At 49.2% G+C, this 18,749-nt stretch carries 18 protein-coding genes; 11 read left to right on the top strand and 7 right to left on the bottom strand.

Going from position 1 to position 18,749, the window contains the following annotated elements:
• Position 1: 1 nt before the first annotated feature.
• Positions 2-217 carry a hypothetical protein gene (locus XMG48_RS07995; protein WP_173481538.1) on the top strand — a complete coding sequence of 72 codons (216 nt, stop codon included), beginning with the start codon at positions 2-4 and terminating at the stop codon, positions 215-217.
• On the top strand, positions 207-1,016 hold the full coding sequence (gene tcdA / locus XMG48_RS07990) for a tRNA cyclic N6-threonylcarbamoyladenosine(37) synthase TcdA (RefSeq protein ID WP_173481537.1): 810 nt from the start codon (positions 207-209) through the stop codon (positions 1,014-1,016). The genes XMG48_RS07995 and tcdA overlap by 11 nt, the downstream gene beginning before the upstream one ends.
• A 35-nt stretch (positions 1,017-1,051) precedes the next feature.
• Here tcdA and XMG48_RS07985 read toward each other — a convergent pair whose 3' ends face one another.
• Complete coding sequence (locus XMG48_RS07985; RefSeq protein WP_173481536.1) at positions 1,052-1,231, bottom strand: RSP_7527 family protein; 180 nt, start codon at positions 1,229-1,231, stop codon at positions 1,052-1,054.
• A 122-nt stretch (positions 1,232-1,353) separates the two neighbouring features.
• Here XMG48_RS07985 and gcvA point away from each other — a divergent pair, with 122 nt between their 5' ends.
• Both gcvA and XMG48_RS07975 read left to right on the top strand, forming a co-directional pair.
• Complete coding sequence (gene gcvA / locus XMG48_RS07980) at positions 1,354-2,265, top strand: transcriptional regulator GcvA (protein ID WP_173481535.1); 912 nt, start codon at positions 1,354-1,356, stop codon at positions 2,263-2,265.
• 5 nt (positions 2,266-2,270) lie between these two features.
• The gene (locus XMG48_RS07975; protein WP_173481534.1) at positions 2,271-2,738 is read left to right on the top strand and encodes a hypothetical protein; all 468 of its coding nucleotides are present in this window, start codon (positions 2,271-2,273) and stop codon (positions 2,736-2,738) included.
• Between the two features lie 420 nt (positions 2,739-3,158).
• Here XMG48_RS07975 and XMG48_RS07970 read toward each other — a convergent pair whose 3' ends face one another.
• Together XMG48_RS07970 and nhaB are read right to left on the bottom strand one after the other, a co-directional pair.
• Positions 3,159-4,025 carry a prephenate dehydratase gene (locus XMG48_RS07970; RefSeq protein WP_173481533.1) on the bottom strand — a complete coding sequence of 289 codons (867 nt, stop codon included), beginning with the start codon at positions 4,023-4,025 and terminating at the stop codon, positions 3,159-3,161.
• Positions 4,026-4,166: 141 nt separating this feature from the next.
• Positions 4,167-5,669, bottom strand: a complete 1,503-nt coding sequence (nhaB, locus tag XMG48_RS07965; RefSeq protein ID WP_173481532.1) for a sodium/proton antiporter NhaB — start codon at positions 5,667-5,669, stop codon at positions 4,167-4,169.
• Positions 5,670-5,817: 148 nt separating this feature from the next.
• Here nhaB and nudC point away from each other — a divergent pair, with 148 nt between their 5' ends.
• Complete coding sequence (gene nudC, locus XMG48_RS07960) at positions 5,818-6,573, top strand: NAD(+) diphosphatase (protein ID WP_173481531.1); 756 nt, start codon at positions 5,818-5,820, stop codon at positions 6,571-6,573.
• 20 nt (positions 6,574-6,593) lie between these two features.
• On the opposite strand, the gene XMG48_RS07955 is transcribed toward nudC, so the two are convergent.
• On the bottom strand, positions 6,594-6,917 hold the full coding sequence (locus XMG48_RS07955) for an SCP2 sterol-binding domain-containing protein (RefSeq protein ID WP_173481530.1): 324 nt from the start codon (positions 6,915-6,917) through the stop codon (positions 6,594-6,596).
• Positions 6,918-6,993: 76 nt separating this feature from the next.
• Between XMG48_RS07955 and sohB the strand changes: the two genes are divergently transcribed.
• The 4 genes from sohB to XMG48_RS07935 are packed head-to-tail and all read left to right on the top strand — an operon-like array spanning position 6,994 to position 10,679.
• On the top strand, positions 6,994-8,058 hold the full coding sequence (sohB, locus tag XMG48_RS07950) for a protease SohB (protein WP_173481529.1): 1,065 nt from the start codon (positions 6,994-6,996) through the stop codon (positions 8,056-8,058).
• The gene (locus XMG48_RS07945) at positions 8,058-8,534 is read left to right on the top strand and encodes a L,D-transpeptidase (protein WP_173481528.1); all 477 of its coding nucleotides are present in this window, start codon (positions 8,058-8,060) and stop codon (positions 8,532-8,534) included. Before sohB ends, XMG48_RS07945 begins: the two co-directional genes overlap by 1 nt.
• A gap of 12 nt (positions 8,535-8,546) precedes the next feature.
• Positions 8,547-9,548, top strand: coding sequence for a beta-N-acetylhexosaminidase (nagZ, locus tag XMG48_RS07940; RefSeq protein WP_173481527.1), 1,002 nt, complete (start codon positions 8,547-8,549; stop codon positions 9,546-9,548).
• Between the two features lie 24 nt (positions 9,549-9,572).
• Positions 9,573-10,679, top strand: a complete 1,107-nt coding sequence (locus XMG48_RS07935) for a mechanosensitive ion channel family protein (RefSeq protein WP_371731441.1) — start codon at positions 9,573-9,575, stop codon at positions 10,677-10,679.
• Here the strand turns inward: XMG48_RS07935 and XMG48_RS07930 are convergent.
• Both XMG48_RS07930 and mfd read right to left on the bottom strand, forming a co-directional pair.
• Positions 10,676-11,341, bottom strand: coding sequence for a CsiV family protein (locus XMG48_RS07930; protein WP_173481526.1), 666 nt, complete (start codon positions 11,339-11,341; stop codon positions 10,676-10,678). The genes XMG48_RS07935 and XMG48_RS07930 overlap by 4 nt on opposite strands.
• Before the next feature lie 25 nt (positions 11,342-11,366).
• Entirely contained in the window at positions 11,367-14,816 is a 3,450-nt protein-coding gene (gene mfd, locus XMG48_RS07925; RefSeq protein WP_173481525.1) for a transcription-repair coupling factor, read from the bottom strand.
• A 157-nt stretch (positions 14,817-14,973) separates the two neighbouring features.
• Here mfd and XMG48_RS07920 point away from each other — a divergent pair, with 157 nt between their 5' ends.
• Positions 14,974-15,921, top strand: a complete 948-nt coding sequence (locus XMG48_RS07920) for an AEC family transporter (protein WP_173481524.1) — start codon at positions 14,974-14,976, stop codon at positions 15,919-15,921.
• Positions 15,922-15,965: 44 nt separating this feature from the next.
• On the top strand, positions 15,966-17,315 hold the full coding sequence (locus tag XMG48_RS07915; RefSeq protein ID WP_173481523.1) for a class II 3-deoxy-7-phosphoheptulonate synthase: 1,350 nt from the start codon (positions 15,966-15,968) through the stop codon (positions 17,313-17,315).
• A gap of 486 nt (positions 17,316-17,801) precedes the next feature.
• Here the strand turns inward: XMG48_RS07915 and XMG48_RS07910 are convergent, their stop codons facing one another.
• Positions 17,802-18,734 (bottom strand): LysR family transcriptional regulator, encoded by a 933-nt coding sequence (locus XMG48_RS07910; protein ID WP_173481522.1) that lies wholly within the window; start codon positions 18,732-18,734, stop codon positions 17,802-17,804.
• Between the last annotated feature and the right edge of the window lie 15 nt (positions 18,735-18,749).

The following is an 18,749-nucleotide window of genomic DNA, read 5'->3' as shown; positions in this document are numbered from 1 at the left end:
TATGAGTGATGATCGAGTCATTAGAGATTTTACACTGCGCAGCAAAGAGGATCGTGAAGAGCTGCTACTGCATACCTGGTGCGACCATTGTCAGAAAGTGGATCTGGGTATGAGTGATCCTGTTGAGTACGAACTGCACGGTATTATCTTTCTGGAAGGGAAATGCCAGATGTGTGGAGAGGTTGTTCTGACTGAGATTACAGACGATGAATTCTGATTACCTTGATCGATTCGCAGGTATTGGGCGCCTCTATGGCACTGATTCACTCGAAAAGTTTCACAAGGCTCATGTTGCCGTTGTCGGTTTAGGTGGCGTTGGCTCCTGGGTGGTAGAGGCGCTTGCCCGGAGTGGTATCGGTGAGCTTAGCCTCATTGATCTAGATGAAATTTGTGTCTCAAACACGAATCGCCAGATGCATGCGGTTAGCTCAAATTTAGGTGCCTCAAAAGTTCAGGTGATGGCGGATCGTGCGCGCGAGATTAATCCCGATTTAATTATTCACGAGCATGAGTGTTTTGCGACGCAAGATAATCTTGCCGACCTGTTGGTTGAGCCGATTGATTATGTCGTCGATGCCATTGATAGTGCCGGTGTTAAAGCAGCAATGATTGCGTACTGCCGTCGCCGCAAGATTCCGATCGTTACTACCGGCGGGGCTGGTGGGCTCATTGATCCGCTTAAAATCGAAGTAGCTGATCTAAGTAAAACTCAGCACGATGCGCTGGCCGCTAAGGTTCGTTCAATATTGAAACGCCATTTCGGGTTCAGTCGAAGCGGTAAACGATTTGGTGTCGAGTGTGTCTTCTCGCAGGAGCAGGCTAGGTATCCACAGTTGGATGGATCTGTCTGTGCAACAAAAAACTTTGGTGAGAGTGATGTGCGTTTAGACTGTTCTGGAGGCTTAGGAGCAGTTACTTCAGTCACGGCTGCGTTCGCAAATGTTGCAGTAAGCCGAGTGTTGATCAAGATGAGTGAGCGAGTCGCCCGAGAGAGAAAACAGGCCGATCAGAGCTGAGTCTGACCGGCCAAAGAGCAATATGCTTTGGAGGCTTAAGCAGCCTGAGTTAGACGTGCTAGCGCTGATTCACGAGTTGTGCGAAGTTCGCTAACAAAAACACGGCTTAGACGTTTGCTTGTAGTGTCAACCAACTCAGCCAGTGCTTGGCTGCGAAGTGCTTGAGCTTCTTTGATTGCTGCTTCTAGATCTACAGTTGCGTATGTGTAAGGCATGTTCATTTCCTCTAATTCGTTTCGCTGTTCAATTTGTGATCATACTAAAGGTGTATAAGCCTCTCGACAAACGATCCTTTTTTGATTTATTGTTGAGTTAAATTCACTTACAGGAATCTTCTATGCGACGCTTACCACCACTTAATGCTCTTCGTGTGTTCGATGCTGCTGCCCGCCATGGTAGCTTTAACCGCGCCAGTGAAGAGCTTTGTGTCACGCCATCGGCGGTTAGCCATCAGTTGAAGTCACTTGAAGAGTTTTTAGGTGTTGAGCTTTTTAAACGTGAGAAGCGAACCATTTCGTTGACGGCTGCAGGGGAGCGTTATTTACCCTCGGTGCAGATAGCCTTAGACGAACTGGAGCAGGCGACACGCAGATTGGTTGCAGCGCCTAATACCAACGTGGTGAAGGTGAGCATCGCGCCAGCCTTCTTAACACGTTGGTTGGTACCACGCATCACGCGTTTTCAAGAGCGCTTTCCTGAAGTTGAGCTTCGAGTTGAATCTTCTATTGAGTACATCGACTTTGATAACTCCGAGACTGATATGGCTGTCTATTATGGTACTGGCCATTGGAAAGGCATCGAGTCGCATATGATGCGTAATATCTTTCTGACACCCGTCATGAGTCCCAAACTCCTTGAGGGTAAAGATCCACTCAACACACCCAAAGACATGCTAAACCACACTTTGATTAATGTCTCAGGTCGTAGTCATGAGTGGACAAAGCTGCTCCAAGAACAGGGGATCTCCATCACTGAGATAAACAAAACCATCTCCTTCTCCAGCACCTCGTTGGCGGTATCGGCGGCATCAGAAGGGATCGGTATAGCACTGGCAGATACTGCTCTGTTGGGCAGAGAGCTAGAGAGTGGTCGCTTAATCGCGCCCTTTGATATCAGTTTGGATAGCCATAACGCTTTCTATCTGGTCTACCGCAAGAATCATGGACTAACGCCTGCAATGATGGCCTTCCGTGACTGGATTCTAGAAGAGATGCAAGCGGATATCGATGCCGCTAACGTTGGAAACTAGTTTCAATGCAGCGTATTAAGCCACTCCTGACGGCGTTGTTAATCATTCTGCCGCTGGGCGTCAGTGTCTATCTTTTGCAATCGGTGTTGAGTGGCTTTTTAGAGCGATATCCCATAACAACGGATTGCGATGTTAATTTGGAGACCTGCCTAATTGAGCTCCCTTCAGGTAACGAGAAGAGCAGGGTGCTAAGCCTCAGCATGAATCCAAAGCCAGCAAAATCTCTAGTGCCTCTGACATTCAGCTTTACAGTCGATGGGCAGCAGCCTGCGAGTGCCTGGCTCGATCTGCAAGGGACCACTGAGTATATGGGTATCAACCAGACACCGATTAAATTCAATGGTGAGAGTTGGTCGGGAGTCACCGAGCTTTCAGTCTGCACGACGGGGTTAATGGTCTGGAAGGCTCGCTTGATCATTACCGAACAGGATGGCGAGAGTTACCCTGTCGATTTCTTTTTTGAGGCAGAGTGATTTTTCTGTTGGAGCCATATCGAAGATGTGGCGATCTTTTCGGTGACAGGCCTTCAGCCTGTCATCCGCTGTTGAAATCGATCGGGGTTTCAGCTGAGCTGAATTCCCTCCTACAATAGGACTTCGCGATAAGCCCGCAACGGAGTCCTACTGTAGGAGTGAATTGCCCGTAGGGCAAACCACAAAAATATTCCGAAGCCAGTCACTGGGAATAAAAAAGCCCCGCACTGCGGGGCTAAAAAGGAATCTTCAATCGATGAAAAATGAAGAAAACGAACACAAGGGATTTGTTCGTTACCTAATCCATTAGGCATGTATTAAATATAAGTCTTATTTGTGCGGTGCACAATATGTAAAAGCTGATTTTTAAGTCAACTTATTTATAAGACTCAATCCTGTATGCTGCGGTGCGGAATAAGGCTACTCTTCGATAATTAGATTGCTCTTTCTGAATGGGTGTGCGGCATAGGTGCCCATGACGCGAACCTCTTTAGCAAAGAAATGAAGCTCTTGTAGGGCTAGCTGCATGGCTGGCTCTTGAGGGTGCGAGGCTACATCTAGGTGGAAGCTGGTGACCTGCATCGTATCCGAAGCCATGTAACTTTCTAGCTTAAGAATGTTCAGGCCATTAGTGGCAAAACCACCCAGTGCTTTATACAGCGACGCTGGGATATTTCGAGCGGTGAACAGGATCGAGGTCATGAACTCTTTGTCAGCATCGTATTCCGGCACCTTACTGTCACGTGCCAATATTAGGAAGCGAGTGGTATTACCTTCGACGTCTCTAAAACCCTCTTTGACGATATCTAAGCCATAGAGTTCTGCAGCAAGAGATGAGGCGATAGCACCCAGCTCTGGATCTGGATTCTCTGAAAGATCCGACGCAGAGCCTGCCGTATCAAGTGCCGCGATAGGTTCAAGTCCGAGTGCTCGAATGTTGCCATCACACTGTGCCAGCGCCTGGGGGTGTGACCAAACACGTTTTAGCTGCTCAACTTTAGTGCCTGGAATAGCGAGTAGGCAGTGATTAACCGGTTCAAAGTGCTCGGCAATGATGTGCAGTTGAGTCTTAGGCATTAAGCGGTAGATCTCTTCGACACGACCGGCAGTGCTGTTCTCAAGTGGGATCATCGCTAAACGCGCCTCACCACGTTCAACCATAAACATGGCATCAGCAAAGCTCTCACAAGCGTGGGCCTCTAATTCTGGGTGGACACGGGTACAAGAGAGGTGAGAGTAGGCTCCAGGAACACCCTGATAAGCGATTTTTGCGGGTAGGTCTGTCATATCAACTGCTTAATGAGAGAATTAAAACGATATTATTGCACATCTCATTACTCGGCCAATAGTCTTCAGAAGACTGAGGGAAGTTTTAAAGAAAAAAACCTGCCGAGCGTGAGCAGGGCAGGCTTTTCTTCAAGTCAGATCTTAGAGTGCATAAATGACTGCAAGTAGACCTGTTACCGACATCGTAATCGTGTAAGGCAGTGCCATCCACACCATCGTACCGTACGAGAGGCGAATCAGCGGTGCAATCGCTGAAGTTAGCAGGAATAGGAACGCTGCCTGACCGTTCGGAGTCGCTACTGATGGGATGTTGGTACCGGTATTCACAGCAACGGCTAGGTGGTCAAACTGTTCACGAGTGATATCACCTGCGTTCAATGCCGCTAGAATCTCATTAATGTAGACCGTCGCAACAAATACGTTATCCGAGATTGCCGATAGCACACCGTTTGCAATGAAGAAGACAGACGGCTGTTGACTTGGCTCTAGTGAAAGTGCCATGTGAATGATCGGCTGGAACAGGTGCTGATCGTGAATCACTGATACCACTGTAAAGAAGACAACCAGCAGCGCGGTGAAAGGGAGTGCCTCTTCAAAGGCTTTACCGATCTGATGCTCTTCTGTGATGCCGTTAAAGGCGGTCAATAGAATGATTACGGTCAAACCGATCATGCCCACTGGGGCCAAGTGGAAGGCTAGACCAATGACTAGGAATACTGCCACTGCAGCCTGAACGATTAGGCTAACGCGTTGTTTCTTGGTCATCTTAGCCGATTGATCTTTATCGTAATCAACCAGAATTTGGCGAACGTTCTCAGGCAATTTAGCGCCGTAACCGAAGGTGCCGGTCTTCTCTAGTACTACAACGGTTAGAAGGCCAACCGCCAGTACAGGCATAGTGATCGGTGCCATGCGTACGAAGAACTCAATAAAGGTCCACTCAGCTTTCTGGGCAATCAACAGGTTTTGTGGCTCACCGACTAGCGTACAGACGCCGCCTAGTGCTGTACCCACAGCACCGTGCATCAAGAGACTTCTTAAGAAACCACGGAAGTTTTCTAGGTCTTGGCGACGCTCTTCATGAACGTCATGGTCAGACGTATGGTCGTGTGCCGAGTCGTTATTTTTGCCCGAAGCGACCTTGTGGTAGACCGAGTAGAAACCGACACCGACACTGATCAATACAGCAGTCACTGTCAAAGCGTCTAGGAAGGCTGATAGGAAGGCCGCAGAGATAGAGAAAAGGAGAGAGATTGTTGTCTTAGAGCGAACCTTAACCAGTATCTTAGTGAAGACCCATAGAAGAAGGTCCTTCATGAAGTAGATACCAGCAACCATGAACATCAACAGTAGGATGACTTCTAAGTTGGCGTTGATCTCGTGGTATACGTTATGTGGATCGGTTAAGCCGATCACGACCGCTTCAATCGCAATCAAACCTCCCGGCTGAAGTGGGTAACATTTAAGCGCCATCGCCAGTGTGAAAATGAATTCGAAGATTAGCAACCAGCCTGTTACGACAGGGCCAGCTGTTAAAAGTAGGATAGGATTGGCTACAAGGAAGAAAAGGATTGCTTGCTTGTACCAAATTGGCGAGTTGCCCAAAAAGTTTCGGGTAATTGCCGACATGGTTGATTGATTCATGTAGGGTCCTTACAGTTATTTTAATTTGCCCAAAAGCAAAAAAGCGCAAAGATTATAAGGTTATTCCTTTAGTTTGGAAACTGCGGTTTTAATACTTTAGTTTTATATAACTATTACAAATAAGCATTGCCGTTTTTAGGGAGTCTTCTTGAAATACTTAATTGCCCATCAAAATCGTCTGATCTTGGCTGACCCAAAACTAGGGGTTGTGTTGGATCGTATTGATCTCTCCCTATCCTTTGACAGCGAGTATGAGATCGAACGTTACCCTGTGTTACCGGGCTATGAGTTGGTCAGAATGTCTGAGGTACCTGGCAGTGCCAAAGTGGTGGATCTTCGAGCTGAACTTGAACGGTCTGATCCATTCCAGTATCAGTTGCTCTCCAGAGCTCAGCAGTTATTGAATTGGCGAGTGAATCATCAGTTTTGTGGTCGCTGTGGTGGGGGTATGGCGTTTGGTTTAACCGAGATGGTCTTGAAATGTACGGACTGTGGGCATCACGCTTACCCGAGACTCTCTCCCTGTATCATCACTCTCGTTGAGGACGGGGATCGAATCTTGTTGGCCCATAACGCTAAGTTCACACCTAATCGATTCAGTACTTTAGCTGGATTTATTGATGCCGGTGAGACGGCTGAGCAGGCGGTAGCACGAGAGGTCAAAGAGGAGGTGGGTGTTGAAATTAGCAACATTCGTTACTTCAAAAGCCAGCAGTGGCCATTTCCTGACTCGTTGATGTTGGCGTTTTTTGCTCAGTATGCCGGTGGCGACATTAAACCTGATGGTCGTGAGATATTAGAAGGGCGTTGGTTTACCAAGGAAGAGCTGCACACTGTGGTGCTGCCACCCAAATTCGCTATCTCAAGAGCGTTGATCGACGACTGGGTTGCACGTCAAAGTTGATTTGCAGCTATAGCTGGGTATCAGTGCCTAAAAAGTTTGCCTAGCTTGGTGGCGAGCATGACATCACCCTCGGCGCGCAGAAGACCTTTCATGAAAGCACTCATGCCATCGATCTCACCCTGTATAACACCAATGAATGTCGCTTCATCCATGATCAGTGTGATGTTTGGATCGGAGTGCTCACCCCAGTTGGCGTCTAGCTTTGAATCCTCGATCGTTAGGTAGAATGAATCTGCATCATTCAACGAGAACTGAAACGTCTTATTCAGACCTTTGGCGTTTTCAGAATTGAATCGATCTTGCAGCTTGTTGAAAACCTGCGTGAGGGTGACGTTTGAAGACATAAAAACCTAGCGCTCATTAGAAGTGGCTATGTTAACCTACCCCTCTCTGTTAATCGACTTTCTTACGAGGTAATCAGTGGTCGAATTTTTTTCTGAATACGGTCTTTTCTTGGCTAAAACGGTCACTTGGGTGGTTGCGATTGGGCTCGTGCTTGCGATGATTGCAGCGGCGGCTCAAAAACGTCGTAAGCCTAACGACGGAGAGATTGAAGTCGAGTCGCTGAATGATCACTTCACCGAGCTAAAAGAGACGTTAGAAGACCACATATTGGATGAGCATCGCCTCAAACAGATGCATAAAGCGCAAAAGAAGCAGGATAAAGAGGAGGCTAAGGCCCGTAAAAAGGCGGCCAAGTCCGATGCTCAAGCAGAAGAGGATCGAAAACGAATCTATGTCATCGATTTTGATGGCGACATCCAAGCCTCTGAAGTCGACAAGATGCGCCAAGAGATCACAGCGGTTCTGACGTTGGCAAGAGAGGTCGACGAAGTGGTTGTTCGTCTAGAGAGCCCTGGCGGTCTAGTGCATGGCTATGGCTTGGCTGCATCACAACTCGAGCGCATTCGTCGTAAGCAGATTCCACTGACGGTGTGTGTCGATAAAGTGGCTGCCAGCGGTGGTTATATGATGGCTTGTATCGCCAATAAGATTATCGCAGCTCCCTTTGCACTGATCGGTTCCATTGGTGTGGTTGCACAGATTCCCAATTTCCATCGCCTTCTTAAGAAGAATGACATCGATTACGAAGTCCTAACGGCGGGTGATTACAAGCGAACTCTAACGATGTTTGGCGAGAACACCGAAAAGGGGCGTGAAAAGTTTGTTGAAGAGCTAGAAGATACGCACGCTCTTTTCAAAGAGTTTGTCTCTGACTACCGCTCGGATTTAGACATTGAGAAAGTGGCGACGGGTGAAGTCTGGTTTGGTCGTCGCGCCATTGCCAATGGTCTTATTGATCAGATAGAGACCAGTGATGACTATCTGGTTAATGCCGCCGATGACGCTGATATCTACAAAGTGAGCTATCAGGTGAAGCAGAGCCTACAAGAGCGCCTCGAACACTTTGGTATCTCTGCTGTCACTGGCGTTGCTGGTAAAGCGTGGTCGAGCCTGACACAGAGCCGTTTCTGGGCGCGCTGATGAGTCGTATTGAGATCTCCATTGCTGATCAAACCTTAAGGTTACTTACTGATTCAGGTGAGCAGAGTTGGAGCGTCTCAACGGCTTTAAACGGGCCGGGGAATATTAAAGGGTCAGGCTGTACACCGCTTGGGCAGCACAAAGTAAAGCTTAAAATTGGCGAATCTGCACCGACCAACAGTGTCTTTGTTGGTCGTCGATCAACCGGTGAAATCTATTCAGAAACGCTAGCCAAGCAGTACCCAGAACGAGATTGGATTTTGACACGAATCATCTGGCTACAGGGTATGGAGTCCGGCTTCAATCGTGGTGGTCAGGTCGATACACTAAGTCGTTTCATATACATCCATGGCACACCTGACAGTGAGCCGATGGGGGTGCCTAAATCACACGGCTGCATCCGAATGAGAAACCAGGATCTGATTGAACTATTTGATCAGGTCAACAACAACATGATCGTAAATATTACGGCTTAATTGGAGAGAGTAATGAGCAGTGGCGCCCTAATGCTGGATATTGCTGGGACTGAGTTAACGCCCGCTGAGGTTGAGACGCTCAAGTCTCCCCAAGTGGGAGGGTTGATTCTATTTGCTCGTAACTACCAAAACCCTGCACAACTTCGACAGCTCATGACGTCGATCCGTCAGGTCCGTCCTGACCTGTTAGTGGCGGTCGACCAAGAGGGTGGTCGTGTGCAGCGATTTAAAGAGGGCTTCACCCGACTGCCACCAATGCGAGTATTCAGTGAAGCTTGGCAAGAGAACCCTAGCAAAGCGGTCGCTTGGGCTCATGAGTTTGGCTGGTTGATGGCGACAGAGTTGCGCGACTATGACATCGATATCTCATTCGCCCCTGTGTTAGATCTCGATTACGGCCACTCAGAGGTGATCGGCGACCGTTCGTTTGGCAGCGATAGCGAACAGGTTGAAGCACTGGCGGGAGCCTTCATGTCAGGCATGCATGAAGCGGGCATGGCGACCACGGGTAAGCACTTTCCAGGGCATGGCTGGGTGGAGGTGGATTCACATTTGGGTCTTCCAGAAGATCAGCGCAGTTTTGCTGAGATAGATGCTCAAGACCTACAGCCCTTTGCCAAGTTGATTAAACGCGGCTTGGATGCGGTCATGCCGGCCCATATTAAATACACCAGTGTCTGCTCACAGCCCGCAGGCTTCTCAGAGTTTTGGTTGCAACGCCAACTGCGTGAGCGATTAAGTTTTGATGGCGTGATCTTCAGTGATGATCTCTCTATGGAGGGGGCAGCAGAGACTGGCAGTTATTCTGATAGAGCCGACGCCGCGCTGGCAGCTGGCTGTGACATGGTGCTTGTCTGCAACGCACCCGAGCGTGCGCAAGAGGTGTTGCAGCACCTAACCAACCTTGGGCACACTGGTTCTGATCGAATTGTAAGAATGCGTGCTAGACCTAAGCGCCCGAGTGATTCTGAACGATTGGCTCGCGTAAGAACGATGGCGAAAGAGTTGGTCTAACTGATTGTTTATTGGAGTTTTTAAGTGACTGAATTGTTGAGTTGGGTGCTTAACCCACTGTTAAATGCTATTCCTGCCTTGAATCAATATCAGTGGTTGCTACAAGGCGCTGTGATTCTGTTGATGACACTGATCGTCTCTCTAGTCAGCAATACTTTGTTGAATCGACTGATTCCCTTTATCAACAATCTCTCGTCCGTTTGGAATCAGGTATTCATTGATACCGTGCGTGCCCCTTTAAGTCTTCTAGTCTGGGTGGTGGGTATTACGCTCTCACTCGATATTGCCGCTCGAGCACTGGACGAGATAGACCTAGTTCTGACGCAATCTTTGCGCTCACTAGCGTATATTCTGTTAGCGGCATGGACGTTGATCCGTCTAATTAAGCGGGTTGAGCAGCAGTTAGTGGATGGCGTTTCTGGTCGTCCTGGTGTTGATCGAACCACCGCTGATGCGGTCGCAAAACTACTGCGATTAACCGTCCTTCTGTTTGCGGGTTTGGTGCTGCTTCAACATTTGGGCGTCAGTGTCTCAGGCATACTAGCGTTCGGTGGTGTTGGTGGTTTGGCTGTCGGTTTTGCCGCAAAGGACCTACTGGCTAACTTCTTCGGTGGGTTGATGATCTACATGGATCGCCCCTTCAAAGTGGGGGATTGGATTCGCTCCCCCGACAAAGAGATTGAGGGTACAGTTGAAGAGATCGGCTGGCGCTTAACCCGAATTCGCACCTTTGATAAACGACCGCTCTACGTCCCTAACTCAACCTTCGCCAGTATTGCCGTTGAGAATCCATCGCGTATGACCAACCGTCGTATCTATGAAACCATTGGTGTTCGTTATGACGATGCGGCTGTGGTTGAGCAGATTGTTGCAGATATTAAATCGATGTTGCAGAGCCATGCTGACATCGATCAGAGCCAAACTCTGATCGTAAACCTGAACCACTTTGGTGCCTCATCAATCGATATCATGGTCTACACCTTTACCAAAACGGTTAACTGGGTGGAGTTCCACTCGGTTAAGCAGGATGTACTGGTTAAGATTATCAATCTGGTTGAAGCGCGTGGCGCAGAGATCGCTTTCCCAACCTCTACGATTCATATTGCCCCGAATGAGGCGCCGTCGAACTAGTTTACGGTGTTTGCTGTCTCTGTTGAGGTCACCAGATCGGTGACCTCCATCTCAACCGCTTCGACCGGTCTAAAGAGTACCAGCATTCCCAGAACGGGGTGATCGATGTAGTGCAGATCCTTCGATCGCATGCGACGTGACTCCTCAAAACGGATCGTTTCAGCGGGCTCGTCGGTCAAGCTTAAACCGTTAGGGTAGTAGTTGATCGATGGGTAGATATGCAGATAACGCTGACGCTCAATGCGTAATGTACCTTCGAAGTTTCCAAATGCATCCAATAACAGAGTGGTGCGGTTAGCGCCAGGTTTAAACTGATCCAGCCAGCTATTGTGGTAGAGCAGCTCATACCCTTTTTGCGCCAATCGATTGGCTTGTTCAGTCAATGCAAAGGTGGTTATTGGCAACTCTTCATTCAGGGCTAAGGGTTCGCCATCATTGACGAGAGGAAGCTCAGCGTTGGTGAATTCAATACTTTCTAAGTCGGCAGGCCAGGTTTCGCTCTCTTTGTCGGCTTCAGCCTGTTTGAAAATAACCACTTCAACAGTGTAGAGACTCTCTTCACTGATCAGTTCAGGGGCAACCGCTAGCTTGACCGCCTCATCGTCAGCCACGGCTTGGCCGATACCAGCCAATAGCAAAAGGGTCGTTGCAATCACTCTCACTTTAATATGCTCCTGAAGGTTCAAATCAATCACTTGCCGGTGTCAGTGTATCAAGCAGCGCTTCAACTGTCTGGAATCGAGTTTCACTGTTTTCCATCGGTACACTGAACTTAAACGCGGTAGCCCCATCGAGTTTATAGACCTTTGGCTGTGTCTGCACCAGTTTTACAAGGGTGTAAGGATCGACACAGGTCTCCTCAGCAAACTCCAAGCGTCCTGACCCAGCGCCAGCATCCAACTTGATAATATCGAGTTTTTCAGCCCGCAACTTGATTGAAGTCTGTCGAATTAGGTTCTGAAGAGGCGTTGGTAGCAGACCAAAGCGATCAATCATCTCCACCTGAAGCTCACGCAACTCCTCGTCATTGGCTGCATTGGCAATGCGTTTATAGAGCGTCAATCGGTTATGCACATCCGGCAGATAGTCATCGGGAATCAGTGCCGGTAGGTGCAAGTTTACTTCACAGCCGTGATGAAGAGGCTGATCAAAGTTGGGTGTTTTACCCTCTTTAATCGACTCTACTGCTTGCTCTAGCATCTCCATGTAGAGGGAGAAACCAATTGTCTGCATTTGACCCGACTGCTCTTCACCTAACAGCTCACCGGCACCCCGTATCTCAAGGTCGTGGGTTGCTAGGGTAAAGCCTGCCCCTAGAGTGCTCGCTTCGACAATCGCCTCCAGACGTTTGGTGGCATCTGAAGTCATCGCCTTGTGGTGCGGTGTAAGCAGGTAAGCGTAAGCCTGGTGATGCGAACGACCGACTCGACCACGAAGCTGGTGAAGTTGAGCTAGACCAAATTTATCAGCGCGATCGATGATGATCGTATTGGCGTTAGGAACGTCGATACCGGTTTCGATGATGGTGGTGGAGACCAATACGTTGAATCGCTTGTGATAGAAGTCACTCATCACCTGTTCCAGTTCACGCTCACGCATCTGGCCATGGCCGATACCAATACGGGCCTCTGGAATCAGCTCACCCAACTCTTTAGCGGTCTGTTCAATGGTTTTCACTTCATTGTGCAGATAGTAGACCTGACCACCGCGAAGCAATTCACGCAGAATGGCCTCTTTAATCAGCGCTGGATCAGATTGACGCACAAAGGTTTTAACCGATAGACGCTTAGCCGGTGCCGTCGCGATGATCGATAGATCACGCATGCCCGACATCGCCATGTTCAGCGTACGAGGGATAGGGGTCGCGGTCAGCGTGAGAATATCAACCTCAGAGCGAAGCGACTTGAGTTTCTCTTTCTGCTGAACCCCAAAACGGTGCTCCTCATCGATAATCAACAGCCCTAGGTTGCTGAATTTCAGATCGCCCTGTATCAGTTTGTGTGTACCAATCAAAATATCGACCTGACCGGCCTCTACCTTGGCTGCGATCTGATCCTGTTGTTTGCCTGTTTTGAAGCGAGAGATCAGATCAACCTCCATAGGCCAGTCGGCGAAACGATCACGGAAATTCTCAAAGTGCTGCTGGGCGAGTAGGGTAGTTGGTACCAATACAGCGACCTGTTTGCCAGCTTGTGCCGCAATGAAGGCTGCCCGCATAGCCACTTCAGTTTTACCAAAGCCAACATCACCGCAGACTAGACGATCCATCGGTTGCACGGCTTGCATGTCTCGGCGCACCGCTTCAATGGCCATCGCTTGATCTGGCGTCTCTTCGAATGGGAATGCACGTGAGAATTGATCGTACATAGCATCATCAATGCTGTATTGATACCCCTGGCGAGCGGCACGACGTGCATAGATATCTAACAGCTCGGCAGCTGCATCACGTACCTTCTCGGCCGCTTTACGGCGCGCTTTGGACCACTGCTCTGTGCCAAGACGGTGCAGCGGTGCAGACTCTTCACTGGCACCGGTGTATCGGCTAATCAGATGCAGAGAGGAGACCGGAACATAGAGTTTGGCATCATTCGCGTACTGCAGGGTCAGAAACTCGGTGGCTGATCCATCCAAATCGATCGTCTGCAGACCGAGATAGCGACCTACGCCGTGATCAATGTGGACCACAGGATTCCCGACGCTCAGTTCAGACAGTGATTTAACGGCTTGGTCGGCATCGCTCTGTTCACGCTGGCGACGACGACGTTGGAAGACCTGATTGCCAAATAGCTGTGCCTCTGAGATCACCTCAAATTGATCACTGATGGCAAGACCCTGTTCAAGCGGTGCAACGCTTATTGCGAGTGACTCATTGCTGTTTTGAAACGCTTGCCAGCTGTCGAGTTGCACAGGCTTGATCGACATCGCTTGCAGTTGCGTTAATAGAGATTCACGACGGCCCGCCGACTCAGCAAGAATGAGAACTGGAGTGGACGCTTTCTCTAGGTGATTGGCCAGTGGGCGCAGAGGCTCTGCCGCAGTGGGAGAGGTGCTTAAACTGGGTGGCTCAGTCGCACCAATATTTTCACGCCCCGGTTTAACCTCCTCTGGTTCAGCGCATAGACGTATTCCAGGCCAACGTTTTAGGTCACTTGCCAAGTTATCCGGTGTTAAAAAGAGCTCATCTGGCGTCAAAATTGGGCGAGTGATATCGCCTTGGCGTTCGTTATGTCGACTTACCACACCGCTATGGAATTGTGATGCGGCCTCCAGTATCCCTTTCTGCTGAATCACAAGGGTTGATTCAGGAAGGTAATCGAACAGGGTAGAGCACTGCTCAAAGAAGAGCGGCAGATAATACTCGATCCCCGCCGGCGCTAAACCGCTCGAGATGTCTTGGTAGATGGGGCAGTTGCCATAATCGACATCAAATCGTTGACGCCAGCGCTGTTTAAAGCCATCAATCGCGTTGGAGTGGAAAGGGTATTCACGCGCCGGCAAAATGCGAATGCGCTCGATCTGTTCAATGGAGCGTTGTGTCTCCGGATCGAATGTCCTTAGAGTATCGATCTCATCATCAAATAGGTCGATACGAAGAGGCGCGCTAGTGCCGGTAGGGTAGAGATCAATAATGGCGCCACGTACAGCAAATTCACCGTGCTCATAGACGGTGTCGACCAGGTTATACCCTGCATCGATCAGTTGCTCTCGCATCCTGTCGGCGTCTAATTGCTGACCTTTTTCAAGCCAGAAGACATTACCACTGACAAACTCTTTAGGAGCGACACGCTGCATCGCCGTCGAAGCAGGCACGACAATGACACCTGACTTTAAACCTTGAAGTCGGTAGAGCGTCTCTAAGCGAGTGGAAGTAATATCCTGGTGTGGAGAGAAGCTATCGTAAGCTAGGGTTTCCCAGTCTGGAAAGAGCATCACAGGCAGAGAGTCACCGGCAAAAAAGCGTATCTCACGACGAATACGGCTAGCGCTCTCACTGTCGTTGCAGAGCATCAGTATAGGTCCCTGATGCTTGTCGCGTATCTGATCGATTAGCCAACCGGTGGCGGCCCCTTTTACATCACCAATACGGCGCAAATCACCGGCTTTAGTTGGGGCAATAAACTGATCTAGACCTGACAATCTTGGACTCCAGTGAAAATAGCATGAGAAAGATTCTATTGTAGCGATCAATCAGTGATTAGGGCAGGTAAGTAGAGAAAAAATCACAGTTTTTATCTGTTTCGCAGGTGCGGTATCGGCCATAATAGACGTCTACTCCACATGGACTTGGAATCGCATGAATCACTTCGAGCTGTTTGCTCAAATATTTGCTGTTACGGCCCCCATTTTCTCCCTGGTCATCATCGGATTGCTGCTAAAACGATTTAACCTGTTGAGTGATGGTTTCATCAGTGGCGCCTCGATGTTGGTCTACAAAGCAACCCTGCCTAGTCTGTTAGGTTTAGCTACCTACCGAGCGGACGTGGTTGGACTGCTTGATTCCGTTCTGTTTGGCTACTACATCCTGGCGAACTTCGCAGTCGTCATACTCATGGGATTTATCGCCTATCGTTGGATTCGACCGGATCAGCGTGCTGTTTTTATTCAGGCGGGTTTCAGAGGTAATCACGGCATTATCGCACTGGCGCTGGTATTGAGCCTTTATGGCAATGAGGGGCTGCAAGTGGCCGGATTAATGGCTGGTTTAGCGGGAATCCTAAACAACGGTCTTTCGGTCGTGCTCTTTTCGGTCTTCAGTACACGCTATCGTCCTACACCATTGGTGGTTGCGAAAGAGGTGGTGCTGAACCCGATGATTATTGGGGTGTTAATCGGTGCGTTGCTGTCACTCTTGCATCTGCGATTGCCACTCTGGGTAGAGGAGTCGGCTCAACTCTTCGGGTCTATGTCACTGCCACTAGCACTGCTCTGCATTGGCGCAACGCTGTCGTTAAAAGCCTTTCGTCTGTCAGGTTGGTTGGCCGTCAATGCTACGCTGGTCAAGTTGATTTGGGTACCACTGCTGTTCACGGCCATTGGCGCCTACTTGGGTATCAGTGGAATGGAGTTAGGGACTCTGTTTCTGTTCCTAGCATCTCCTACCGCGGCTGCCAGTTATGTGATGGCCAAAATTGCAGGTGATGACGATGAACTTGCCGCCAACATCATCGTTCTGACGACCTTTGTGTCGATGATCACGATAACTTTCGGGCTCTACCTACTGCAGTTGTTGGCATTAATTTAGTAGACTAGAAACCTCTTTAATCACCACCTAAAGGAATTTTTCACATGAGCGTATGGACGCCCAATAGCTGGCGCGATCTGCCGGTTAAACAGTTACCGACTTACCCAGACCTAACGGCACTGCAATCGATTGAGGCTGAGCTGAAACAACAGCCACCTCTGGTTTTTGCAGGAGAGATCCGATCTTTAAAAGCTGATCTAGCACGTGTCAGTCGTGGTGAAGCGTTTCTGTTACAGGGTGGTGACTGTGCAGAGAGCTTTAACGAGTTCAGTGCTGATAAGATCAAAGATACCTTTAAATTGCTAATGCAGATGGCCGTTGTGTTGGCTTTCGCGGGTAGTTGTCCTGTAGTAAAAGTCGGGCGCATTGCTGGTCAGTTCGCTAAGCCTCGCTCTAGTGATACTGAGACGATTGATGATGTCGAGCTACCCTCATACCGTGGTGACAACGTCAACTCGGCCGAGTTTACTGCAGAAGCACGGATTCCAGATCCTGAGCGTATGTTGAAGGCTTATCATCAATCCTCAGCAACGTTAAACCTACTGCGCGCCTTCTCACGTGGTGGCTTTGCCGATCTGCATCAGGTTCATAAATGGAACCAAGGCTTCGTGTCTCAGTCGCCTGCGCATGAAAAGTATGAAGCGCTAGCCGCACAGATCGATCAAGCGTTGTCGTTCATGGCGGCCTGTGGATTGAATTCAGACAATACACCGCAGCTCTCTGAGACAACGCTCTACACCTCACACGAAGCACTGTTGCTGCCTTATGAAGAGGCGTTGACGCGCCAAGACAGTTTGACCAACGGTTGGTATGACTGTTCAGCGCACATGCTCTGGATTGGTGATCGGACTCGTCAGCCTGATCATGCGCACGTTGAGTTCTTGCGTGGTGTTCAAAACCCGGTCGGTGTGAAAGTGGGCCCAACCACTCAAGTGGATGATTTAAAACGTCTATTAGAGATTCTAAACCCAGAGAACGAAGCGGGTCGTATCAATCTGATTGCCCGCATGGGTGCCGATAAGATCGGCGATCACCTTCCACAGCTAGTGCGTGCTGTGAATGATCTGGGCGTGAATGTTGTCTGGAGCAACGACCCGATGCACGGCAATACGGTAAAAGCTAGCAGCGGTTACAAAACCCGCTCGGTCGATGCGATTCTCTCTGAGATGAAATCCTTCTTCGAGATTCACAAGGCAGAGGGCAGCTACGCAGGTGGTGTTCACTTTGAGATGACCGGTAACCATGTAACCGAGTGTGTCGGTGGCGCCTACCAAATCACAGAATCAGCCCTGGCAGAGCGCTACATCACCCAGTGTGACCCACGCCTCAATGCTGACCAGTCACTTGAGTTAGCGTTTATGATTGCGGATACACTTAAGGCAGCACGTAAGTAATCTGAGTTGGAGCGGTCTTGTCGGTGACAGGCCTTCAGCCTGTCATCCGCAGGTAAGATTTGCTACTAATCTGGAAAACGCTGAGAAAGTGGATGTCAGGCTAAAGCCAGACACCTGTGTTACTAGCTAAGCTTAATTTAATACCCTTCGCGGCCTTTTCAAGACCGCTCCAACAGTGCCAGATTCGAATCTGGCACCCCGTTCCCCGTCCGACTGAGAACGAGCACGGTGCTCTTTTTCGTTAAGACGTTGAAAGGATCGAGCCCCGGATGGGCGAGAGTTTCAGCGCCTGCACGGAGCAGGCTCTGAAATGTGCCTTTTGATGTTAGAAAAAGAGTATCGCGCGCAGTGTGCCGAAGGCCGAAGGAGCGGGGTGTGTTTTCTTGCTTCTTCTTTGCTCACACAAAGAAGAAGGCTAGCCGACGCTAGTCGGATAGAAATGCGGTTGACAGGCTGAAGGCCAGTCACCGAAAAGATCGCGCAAATTTACTCTAAGCGCCCAAACTGCTCAGCTAGGAAACTCTCTGCTCTCTCAAGCATAAAGTATCGGAACGCTTCTGCAGCAGGGGAGAGTACCTTCGATTGTGTATGCACAAGGTTCCAGGCTCGAACAATCGGCGCGCCATCGACATTGAGTATTCCCAATTTTTGGTGCTCCAGTTCTAAACCGACAGTGTGCTGTGACACAAATCCTATCCCCAGATCGGCCATTACGGCCTGTTTGATCATTTCGTTGGAATCCAGTTCAAACTTATAATGCGGTTCAATACTTCTCCCCTCGAAAAAGCGTTCCATCGCTGCTCGTGTGCCTGAGCCCTCTTCACGAACAATAAACGGGATATCTCGCAGCTCCTCGGGTGTTAACCGCTCATCCAGGCTTCTTAAAAATAACGGGTTTGTGGGCGCGGCCACAAAAACGTGAGGGTGAGCCGCAAAGGGTTCATTTCGGGTCCGCATCTCTTTGGGTGGTCGACCCATAATAGCGAGATCAACTTCATTGTTTTGCAAAGATTTGAGCAGCTGTTCACGATTACCAATCGATAGCTTTATGTCGACACTCTTATGTTCTTCAATGAATTCAGAAATAAGGTGCATCATGAAGTATTTTGCGGTTCTAACAATCCCTATCGTAATTGTTCCAGCTTCTGCGTGAATTAATCTTGCTGCAGCATCTTCAGCGTCTTTAACGGTCGCTAGGATTCTTCTAGCGTAGACCAGCATATATTCACCTGCTGTGGTTAGCGTGACTTTTTTGCCAGCACGATCAAACAACGGCATGCCTACGTTACTTTCAAGCTCTTTAATTTGCATGGTAATCGCCGGGGGAGTTAGGTGAAGAGATTCCGCGGCTCTAATGAAACTCAGCTGTTTTGCGACTTCATTAAAGACTCTGAGCTGACGAAAGGTTGTATTACGCACTGGCTCCTCCGATTA

It is taken from the genome of Marinobacterium sp. xm-g-48, assembly GCF_013282925.1.
GTDB lineage: Bacteria > Pseudomonadota > Gammaproteobacteria > Pseudomonadales > Balneatricaceae > Marinobacterium_E.
The sequence above is the reverse complement of the archived record's forward strand: the minus strand, read 5'-3'. Positions and strand labels throughout refer to the sequence as shown.